8 protein-coding genes are annotated in these 9,486 nt (G+C 46.1%); 4 read left to right on the forward strand and 4 right to left on the reverse strand.

From position 1 onward, the window contains the following. Positions 1-22: 22 nt before the first annotated feature. Positions 23-1,399: a citrate/2-methylcitrate synthase gene (locus tag H8706_RS07590; RefSeq protein WP_262432138.1), complete on the reverse strand. Its 1,377-nt coding sequence runs from the start codon at positions 1,397-1,399 to the stop codon at positions 23-25. Positions 1,400-1,621: 222 nt separating this feature from the next. Here H8706_RS07590 and spoIID point away from each other — a divergent pair, with 222 nt between their 5' ends. After that, a complete protein-coding gene (spoIID, locus tag H8706_RS07595) occupies positions 1,622-2,599 on the forward strand; it encodes a stage II sporulation protein D (protein ID WP_262432139.1) in 978 nt (325 codons plus the stop codon). A gap of 35 nt (positions 2,600-2,634) precedes the next feature. Beyond that, positions 2,635-3,387: a M23 family metallopeptidase gene (locus H8706_RS07600; protein ID WP_262432140.1), complete on the forward strand. Its 753-nt coding sequence runs from the start codon at positions 2,635-2,637 to the stop codon at positions 3,385-3,387. A gap of 65 nt (positions 3,388-3,452) precedes the next feature. Here H8706_RS07600 and H8706_RS07605 read toward each other — a convergent pair whose 3' ends face one another. Genes H8706_RS07605 through H8706_RS07615 form a run of 3 tightly spaced genes read right to left on the reverse strand, consistent with a single transcriptional unit; the run spans position 3,453 to position 7,347 of the window. After that, positions 3,453-6,329: an AAA family ATPase gene (locus H8706_RS07605; RefSeq protein WP_262432141.1), complete on the reverse strand. Its 2,877-nt coding sequence runs from the start codon at positions 6,327-6,329 to the stop codon at positions 3,453-3,455. Between the two features lie 46 nt (positions 6,330-6,375). Then, positions 6,376-6,876 (reverse strand): UvrB/UvrC motif-containing protein, encoded by a 501-nt coding sequence (locus H8706_RS07610; protein WP_262432142.1) that lies wholly within the window; start codon positions 6,874-6,876, stop codon positions 6,376-6,378. 21 nt (positions 6,877-6,897) lie between these two features. Next, on the reverse strand, positions 6,898-7,347 hold the full coding sequence (locus H8706_RS07615; protein ID WP_178348695.1) for a CtsR family transcriptional regulator: 450 nt from the start codon (positions 7,345-7,347) through the stop codon (positions 6,898-6,900). Positions 7,348-7,728: 381 nt separating this feature from the next. Here H8706_RS07615 and spoVAC point away from each other — a divergent pair, with 381 nt between their 5' ends. Both spoVAC and spoVAD read left to right on the forward strand, forming a co-directional pair. Continuing rightward, the gene (spoVAC, locus tag H8706_RS07620) at positions 7,729-8,178 is read left to right on the forward strand and encodes a stage V sporulation protein AC (protein ID WP_178348696.1); all 450 of its coding nucleotides are present in this window, start codon (positions 7,729-7,731) and stop codon (positions 8,176-8,178) included. Positions 8,179-8,212: 34 nt separating this feature from the next. Beyond that, entirely contained in the window at positions 8,213-9,220 is a 1,008-nt protein-coding gene (spoVAD, locus tag H8706_RS07625; protein WP_262432143.1) for a stage V sporulation protein AD, read from the forward strand. Positions 9,221-9,486: the final 266 nt, after the last annotated feature.

The following is a 9,486-nucleotide window of genomic DNA, read 5'->3' on the forward strand; positions in this document are numbered from 1 at the left end:
TATAAAAAATCGGGGATTTTTGTTATTCTTCTTTTTCGCAGTACAGTTTTTTTCTCTCGCTCATACTCACAAATTCCTTGCCGTTTTTGCAAACGCTCTTGTATGCCGGGCGCAGAATTCGTCCGCCCGAAATAAGCTCTTCAAGCCTGTGCGAACACCAGCCTGCCATACGCGCAATGGCAAAAAGCGGAGTGTAAAGCTCGTTGGGAATGTCAAGCATACTGTAAACAAATCCCGAATAAAAATCGACATTTGCGCTGATGACTTTTTTGTCGCCCTTAAACTCGGCAAACGCTTTGGGTGCGAGCCTTTCGACCGTTTCGTAAAGCTCGAATTTTTCGCCGAAACCGTTTTTGTTTGCAAGATATTCCGCCTGTGCACGCAGAATTTCGGTTCGGGGGTCGGACTTGGTGTAAACCGCGTGGCCCATTCCGTACACAAGACCCGACCTGTCGCCTGCCTTGCGCTTGATGATTTTGCCGAGATACGAATAAATTTCACCCTCGTCGTGAAGATTTTCGACGTGTTTTTCAATATCGTTCATCATTTTTACAACCTGGAGGTTTGCGCCGCCGTGTTTCGGGCCTTTGAGCGCGTTTATCGCACCCGAAATCGCGGAATATGTATCGGTTCCCGACGACGTGAGCACACGGCAGGTGAACGCGGAGTTGTTTCCGCCGCCGTGCTCCGCGTGGAGAAGCAGTGCAAGATCCAAAATGCGCGCCTCTTCGGGAGTGAATTTTGAATTTTCCCTAATCATATGCAAAATATTTTCCGCAATCGAATATTCTTTCTGGGGCTGATGAAGAATAAGGCTTTTTCTGTCGAAATAGTGCGCCTTTGCCCAGTAGCCGTATGCCGCAAGGGTGGGCATTTTCGCAATAAGGCTGATTGACTGGCGGATAACGTTTTTGGGTGTGGTGCTGTCAGCGTTGCGGTCGTAGGAATAAAGCGTAAGCACCGAACGCGAAAGCTTGTTCATAATGTCTTTGCTGGGCGCTTTCAAAATCATATCCTCGGTGAAACTTTCGGGGAGCGCGCGGTTTTGCCTGAGCGCCTCCAAAAATGCGGAAAATTGCGTGTCGTTCGGCAAAAATCCGCAAAGGAGCAGATAACAGGCTTCTTCAAATGCAAATCTGCCGTCCCATCCGCAGTGTTCTGCAAGGTCGGCAATGTCGTATCCGCGGTATGAAAGCGAACCGTAGTCCGCGGTTTTTTCGCCCTCGTAAACGACGTATCCGTGCACCTCACTGATGCCGGTGAGTCCCGCAAGAACGCCCGAACCGTCGAGGTTTCGCAGTCCGCGTTTTACGTCGTAATTTTTATATAAATCGGGAGAAATTTTATATACCTCCGGTGAAAATCCTATAATTTCGCCGATATTTTTATTGTCTGTCATCAAAATTACCCCCTGTTTTTTTATCGCGAATTTTATTTTACCATATTTTTTTGCAAATAGCAACAGTTTTTGAAATATTTTTTATCAAATATTGCAAATTTTTATAAAATATGCCGTGATTTTGTAAAAACCGACAATAAAATGAATTTTTTTGTGACGTAATATGCAAAACATGTTCTAATATTTTGAAAATTTTTATAAAATATACAAAGGAATGGTCATATGAAAAAATTTTTGCTGTGGGTTATAACTCTCTGGCTGATTATTTTTGCACTGCCGTTTTTGGCGGTGAGCGTAAAAAAAAGCGCGGACGCATCTGAAAAGGGGCAGAAAAATCGGGCGGACATTGATATGGGAAAAGAAATTTCGGTATATCTTGCAGATAGCGGAAAGTGCGTCACAATGCCGTTTGAGGAATACATAACGGGCGTCGTGTGCGCCGAAATGCCGGCGCTTTTCGAGGTTGAGGCAATCAAGGCACAGGCGGTGGCGGCACGGACGTACACGGTGTCAAAAATCAACGCGAACGCAAACGATTTACAGGACGCGCACAAAGGCGCGTCAATCTGCACAAGCCCGGCGCACTGCCAGGCATACGTCCCGAAAGAAGAAATTTCAAAAAAATGGGGAAACAATGCGGAGGAATTTTACAAAAAAATCAAATCGGCGGTTTTAGACACAAAAGGTGAAATTTTGACATATCAAAACGAGCCTATCCGCGCGGTTTTTCATTCGTCAAACAACGGACGAACCGAAAACGCGTCGGATGTGTGGGGCGGTGATTTTCCGTATCTTAAAAGCGTTGAAAGCTTGGGGGAGGATTTGTCGCCGAAATTTTTAACCGAATACACAGTCGATTACAAGGTGTTTTGCGACACCGTAAAAAAAGAATATCCCGACGCAGATTTATCAAAATTTGTCGGTGACATATCGCGCACCGAGGGCGGTGCGGTGGACACAATCGAAATTTTCGGTATAAAAATAAAAGGTACGAAAATGCGGTCGATGTTTATGTTAAAATCCGCAAATTTTGACATAAAAAAGGACGGCGAAACCGTGATTTTCACCGTTCACGGCTACGGCCACGGCGTGGGAATGAGTCAATACGGCGCAAACTATATGGCGTCACAGGGCAAAAACTACGCTGAAATTCTCGCCGTATACTATAACGGCGCGCAAATTTCAATGTATAATTCTTGAGTGAATTGTAAAAAATTTACTTGAGGTGAATAATTATGAAAAAGTTTAACGTTGCAAAAAGCGTTGAAAACGAGAAAAAGAAGTCACAGCCCGAGAAAAAAATATTTTACTCACTTTTGATGTGCGTGTTTGCGGCCGCACTGTTCACAAGCTTTTTTTCGGGAAAATCCGCGAAAAATCTTCGTGACGCAGCCGAAGATAAAACCGCGCAGAGCAAGCAGACGAGCGTCACTGAAAGCACTCCGTACGTTCCGCCCGAAAACGCGGTGAAGACCGATGTTAAAAAAGAGGAAACTCCCGAAAAGGAGGACAGCACGGAGCAGAAAACCGAGGTGGAAATTCCGAGCGCGTCACCCGAGGTTGAGATGCCGAAAACGCCCGAAGTTACGGGAATTATCAAGCCCGTCAACGGCGAGATTTTAAAGCTTTTTTCGGATAAAACGCCAGTCTATTCAAAAACTATGGACGACTGGCGCGTGCACGACGGCATTGACATTTCCGCAAAGGTGGGCGACAGCGTTTTTGCGTGCGCGGACGGTATTGTTGAGGACATTTTCGACGACAAAAAGATGGGTACGACGGTGATTATCGACCACAGCGGGATAAAATCGAAATATCAAAATCTCTCGCCGAACGTTGCGGTGCAAAAGGGCGACGAGGTCGCGGAGGGCTCGGTTATCGGCGTTGTGGGCGACAGTGCGTCATACGAAATCGCCGATGCCCCGCATCTGCACTTTGAACTTACCGACGGCAATGTGCAGGTAAACCCCGAAAAATTGTTTAAATAAAAAATTTATTGCACAAAAAAATCCCTCATTAAATGAGGGATTTTTTCATTTATGCCGCCTCGTCATCACACTTCGGCTTTTTCTTTCACTTCAACCGCAAGCTTACCGTCAACCGCTTTAACGGTGCATTTGTCGCCTTTTTTGAGGTTGCCGGAGAGCATTTCGTCCGAAATGAGATCCTCAACCTGCGACTGTATTGCACGGCGGAGCGGTCGTGCGCCGTAGTTGATGTCAAAGCCTGCCTCGGCAAGATGTGCGACACAGCTTTCGTCGAAGTCTATATCGATGCCGAGTCCTGCCATTCTCGCTTTGAGAGAATTAAGCATAAGCGAAGTAATCTTTTCGATATCGGGTTTTTCGAGCTGATGGAACACGATTATTTCATCAATTCTGTTGAGCAGTTCGGGACGGAATACATTTTTAAGCTCGCCCAAAACTTCTTCTTTAATTTTGTCGTAGCCTTTTTCTTTTTCCGCCTTGTCGCCGAATCCGAGCGCTTTATTCTCGCTTGTGATAAGGCGCGCGCCGATATTCGAGGTCATAATTACAACGGTATTTTTAAAGTCTATTTTTCTGCCCTGCGAGTCGGTAACGGTGCCCTCGTCGAGAATTTGCAGAAGAATGTTGAAAACGTCGGGGTGCGCTTTTTCGATTTCATCAAAAAGCACTACCGAATACGGTTTTCTTCTTACTTTTTCGGTGAGCTGACCGCCCTCCTCAAAGCCTACATATCCCGGAGGCGAACCGATGAGTTTCGACACGTTGAATTTGTCCATATATTCGCTCATATCAACTCTGATAATCGCGTTTTCGTCGCCGAACACCGCCTCGGCAAGCGCTTTGCAAAGCTCGGTTTTACCTACGCCGGTAGGTCCCAAAAAGATAAACGAACCTGTCGGACGTTTGGGGTCTTTAAGACCTATTCTGCCTCGTCTTATTGCCTTTGCAACCGCGGTAACGGCTTCGTCCTGACCAATTACGCGCTCGTGCAGAATGTTTTCAAGATTTTTAAGTTTTTCCGCGTCGGACTCCGCAAGTTTTTTAACGGGGATTGACGTCCACTGCGAAATAACGTCGCAGATTTCCTCCTCGCCCACAACGGGTGTGTTTTTCTCGGAGTCGGCTTTTCGCGCGCTCTTTTTCTCGTCCAAAAGCTGTTTAGCCTTTGTTTCGTCGTCACGGAGCGACGCCGCCTTTTCAAAATTCTGCTCTTTTATTGCTTCCTGTTTTTCTTTGGTTATTTTAACGAGGTTGTCCTCAAGCGCCTTGATTTCGGGGGTTGCGCCGTACGAAACCATACGGATTTTGGACGCCGCCTCGTCGATTAAGTCAATCGCCTTATCGGGCAGATACCTGTCGGTGATATATCTTGCCGAAAGTTTTGCCGCCGCGGTAACGGCTTCGTCCTGACCAATTACGCGCTCGTGCAGAATGTTTTCAAGATTTTTAAGTTTTTCCGCGTCGGACTCCGCAAGTTTTTTAACGGGGATTGACGTCCACTGCGAAATAACGTCGCAGATTTCCTCCTCGCCCACAACGGGTGTGTTTTTCTCGGAGTCGGCTTTTCGCGCGCTCTTTTTCTCGTCCAAAAGCTGTTTAGCCTTTGTTTCGTCGTCACGGAGCGACGCCGCCTTTTCAAAATTCTGCTCTTTTATTGCTTCCTGTTTTTCTTTGGTTATTTTAACGAGGTTGTCCTCAAGCGCCTTGATTTCGGGGGTTGCGCCGTACGAAACCATACGGATTTTGGACGCCGCCTCGTCGATTAAGTCAATCGCCTTATCGGGCAGATACCTGTCGGTGATATATCTTGCCGAAAGTTTTGCCGCCGCGGTGAGCGCCTCGTCAAGGATTTTAACCTTGTGATGCTGTTCGTATTTTTCGCGGATACCTTTCAAAATCTGAACCGTTTCATCAATGGTCGGCTCGCCTACGATTATAGGCTGGAAACGTCTTTCAAGCGCCGCGTCTTTCTCGATATTTTTGCGGTACTCTGCAAGCGTTGTCGCACCGATTACCTGAATTTGTCCTCTTGCGAGCATAGGTTTCAAAATGTTTGCCGCGTCCATTGCGCCCTCTGCCGCGCCTGCGCCGACAAGTGTGTGAACTTCGTCTATAAAGAGGATTATATTTTTGCTCTTTTTAACTTCGTCCAGCGCTTTTTTAATTCTTTCCTCAAATTCGCCCCTGTATTTTGTGCCGGCAATCATTGACGACAAATCCAGCGAAAATACTTTCTTTCCGCGCAGAGTTTCAGGAACGTCACCCGACACGATTTTCTGTGCCAAGCCTTCCGCAACCGCAGTTTTGCCGACGCCCGGTTCGCCGATAAGGCACGGATTGTTTTTCGTCCTTCTGGACAAAATCTGAATAACTCTTTCAATTTCTTTGTCCCTGCCGATAATCGGGTCGATACCGCCGTCTGCCGCAACCTTTGTCAAATCGGTGCCGAACTGCGTGAGGTTTTTAAGGCTCTCACTGCCTGTCTGCGCACCTTCTTTGGACGGCACTGCAAACATTTCGTTGACCGCGGTGTTGGGGTCGAAATTCATCTCGGACAAAATTCTCGCAGCGAGGTTATCTCCCTCTTTCAATATTGCCAGAAGAATGTGCTCACAGCCGATATACATTGCGCCGAAACGCGCCGACTCGGAGTAGCTCATCTCAAGAATTTGTTTTGTTTTGGGCGAAAGCGGAAGATTTGTGGAATAACTCGTGTTGTAGCCCCCGCTTTGTGAGGGCGGTGCAATTTCGGTTATCTTTTCGCAAAAGTCCGCATAGGTGATGCCCTGATTTTCAAGCGCTTTTGCCGCGCCCGAAGTGCCTTCTTTTATAATGCCGGCGAGGATATGCTCGGTGCCGACATATTTATATCCCAAATTATAAGCTGTTGTGTGAGCGTTTTTAAGCGCCGCTCTTGCTCTTTCGCTGAATCTGCTTTCCATAATAAATTCCTCCTTTTATATAAGAAATTTTTGCTTGTTTTTAAAATTATTCTTCTTTTTTATTGTCGCCCTTTTCGATTTCTTTTATTTCATCTCTGATTTTCGCGGCGTCCTCAAATCTTTCCTGCTCAATCGCCTTTTTAAGACCCGCGCGCAGGTTTTCAATTTTTCCGCCGTCCGATTTTTCGTTTTTCTCCTTATTTTCGCCGTTTGCCTTTGCCGCTTCCTCGCCGAAACCGGTGAACATTTTGTCCAGCTCGCTTTCAAACTCGTTGCGGTAAATTTTGTCACCGTCTATTTTGAACATTCGCGGACGGTTAAAAGCACTCTCAAGGGTGTTGAAGATACTTGACGTACCTCTCGGCGAGAAAAACGAATTTAAAAGGGAATTAAATCCGAAGTCGTCGTCAAAACCCATTGACAAGCCTTTTGTAAGTCCCATTTTTTCGGCACATTCCGAACACAGCCTTACTTCGGCTTTAACGTTGTTTACCATTTGTGTATAATGAAAATTAGCTTCTCTTTTTCCGCATTTCTGACATAACATAAAAATTACCTCCTTAAAATCTTATACAAGATTTATCAAAACATTTTTGAATATCGACGCTCTCACTCTCGCCCTGCCGCTTGCCGAGGGGATAAGCGAAAGTGCTTTGTCGGTCACCGCCGACATAATAATTTTTGCCGTTTTTTTGTCGGTGAAACCGTCAGCAACAAGATTTTTCAAAATTGCCGCCGTGCTTTGCGCGTCTATCTGTGTGCCGATTGAATTTATGATGTGCATCATAACGTCGCCCTCGGGCACCACCACACGGCTGATTTTTATAAATCCGCCGCCTCCGCGCCGGCTCTCTACAACGTAGCCTCTCTCTGTTGTGAACCGAGTGGAAATAACGTAGTTAATTTGAGAAGGAACACAGCCGAGCGTGTTTGCAAGCTCGTTTCTTTTCAGCTCGACATCATTTTCACCGCTCATTTTGTCTACGATAAAACTCTCGATTACATCACTGATATTCATTTTCTTTCCCTCTCAATCCTTTTTATATTAAACTCACAAAGGTTTGAACAAGTTTTGGTTTGCTTTTTGTCTTTTGACTTTGACTATCTTTGACCTTTGTTGTGAACACATTATAATCCCGAAGTTTCGTTTTGTCAATATGTTTTTTAAAAATTTTTTAATTTTTATAAGTATTGCATAATTTATTTTTGAATATTCACATAGTAATTGTGCAATAATATCAAATAACGAATAAAAATTTTTAAAAATATAATAATAATGGCAGGTGTTAAAAATGAAATATACAATAGCAATCGCGGCGGCGGCAATATCCGCGGCGGTGATACTCGGCATTATGAAGAAAAATTTACCCGAAAAAGAATATTCAAGGAGTGACGCGGTATGGGTTCTCTGACCAAAAATCAGTATGACGAAATGGTGAAAAAAGCGTCGCCCAACTCGAAAATCGCGAAAGACTGCATTTTTGCGTTTTTGATAGGCGGTGCGATTTGCGCGGTCGGACAAGTGATTTTGGACTTTATCAAATCGTTTGGATTTTCAAAGGAATTTTCGTCCAACTTCACAAGTATGGCAATGATTTTCCTCGGCTCGTTTCTCACGGCGTTCAACGTGTACGACAAAATTGCGGAATACGGAAAAGCCGGCACGCTGGTGCCGATTACCGGCTTTGCAAACAGTATCGTTTCGGCGGCGATGGAGTTTAAAAGCGAGGGTTACATTTTGGGACTCGGCGCAAAAATGTTCACCGTTGCCGGCCCGGTTTTGGTGTTCGGTGCGATTTCGTCGGTGGTGTGCGGAATTATCTACTATATTTTTAAAATGCTGATGTAAAATTTATTACTTAATTATATCTCGGAGGCTAAAAATGACCAAAAAACTCGGAAAACAAACAGTTGAACTCAAAAGCCGTCCCGTCATTGCGGGGGCGTATTCGTCGGTTGGCAAAAAAGAGGGCGAGGGCCCTTTGGGAAAGTATTTCGACACTGTTTACAAAGACGAATTTCTGCATAAAAAAACGTGGGAACAGGCTGAAAGCGAACTTTTGCGCCAGACGGTTTTCGGCGCGGCGGCAAATGCGGCGGTGCCGTTTATCGATATTGACTATATTTTTGCCGGCGACCTTATCAATCAGTGCACTTCGTCCAGCTTTGCGATAAAGGATTTCGGCATTCCGTTTTTCGGCATTTTCGGCGCGTGCTCAACCATTGCGGAGGGACTGTCGCTCGCGTCTATGATGATTGACGGCGGTTTTGCCGAAAAGACAATCTGCGCCACCTCCAGCCATTTCTGCGGTGCGGAAAAACAGTTTCGTTTTCCGCTCGAATACGGCAGTACGCGCACGCCGACGTCACAGTGGACGGTGACGGGAAGCGGTGCGATAGTGCTTGCAAAGGACGGCGACGGTCCGAAAATCACACACGTCACGACGGGAAAAATTATCGACCTCGGAGTGAGCGACGCGAACAATATGGGCGCGGCAATGGCGCCTGCCGCGGCGGACACGATTTATACTCACCTTAAGGACACAGGGAGAAGCGCCGACTTTTACGACCTTATTATAACGGGCGATTTGGCAAACACGGGGTCAAATCTTCTTCTCTCGCTTTTAAACAAGCAGGATGTGGATATTTCGGAAAATCACCGTGACTGCGGTTGTATGATTTTTGATGCTCAAACGCAGAACGTGAAATCGGGCGGCAGCGGATGCGGCTGCTGTGCGTCGGTATTCTGCGGTTATTTTTACAAACAGCTGTTATGCAAAAAGGTGAAAAATATTCTCCTCGTCGCGACGGGCGCATTGATGAACCCCGCGTCGGCAAACCAGGGGCAGACGATACCGTCTATCGCGCACGCAGTGGCGATTGAGGGGTAGACGGGGGGAGGCAAAGGAGCGCCTTTGCAATCCCGATGGTTGTATCTGTTATTTTGATTTGCTGTGTCATATCAAAAACAGGTTATCGTAATTTTTTCTTTTGCTCCGCAGGCACCGCTTTTAGCGTAAAAGCGGTGGGAAAAGCGTGGGGGTTTCGATTCCCCCACACCCCTAAACGACAAGGGCTTTGCCCTTGACCCGTTCTGCAAACGTTAATTTTTCGGCGAACGGTTTGTTTTCGGTTTTTGTTTGAAAAATATTTCGGT

The organism is Qingrenia yutianensis (assembly GCF_014385105.1).
GTDB classification, from domain to species: domain Bacteria; phylum Bacillota; class Clostridia; order UMGS1810; family UMGS1810; genus Qingrenia; species Qingrenia yutianensis.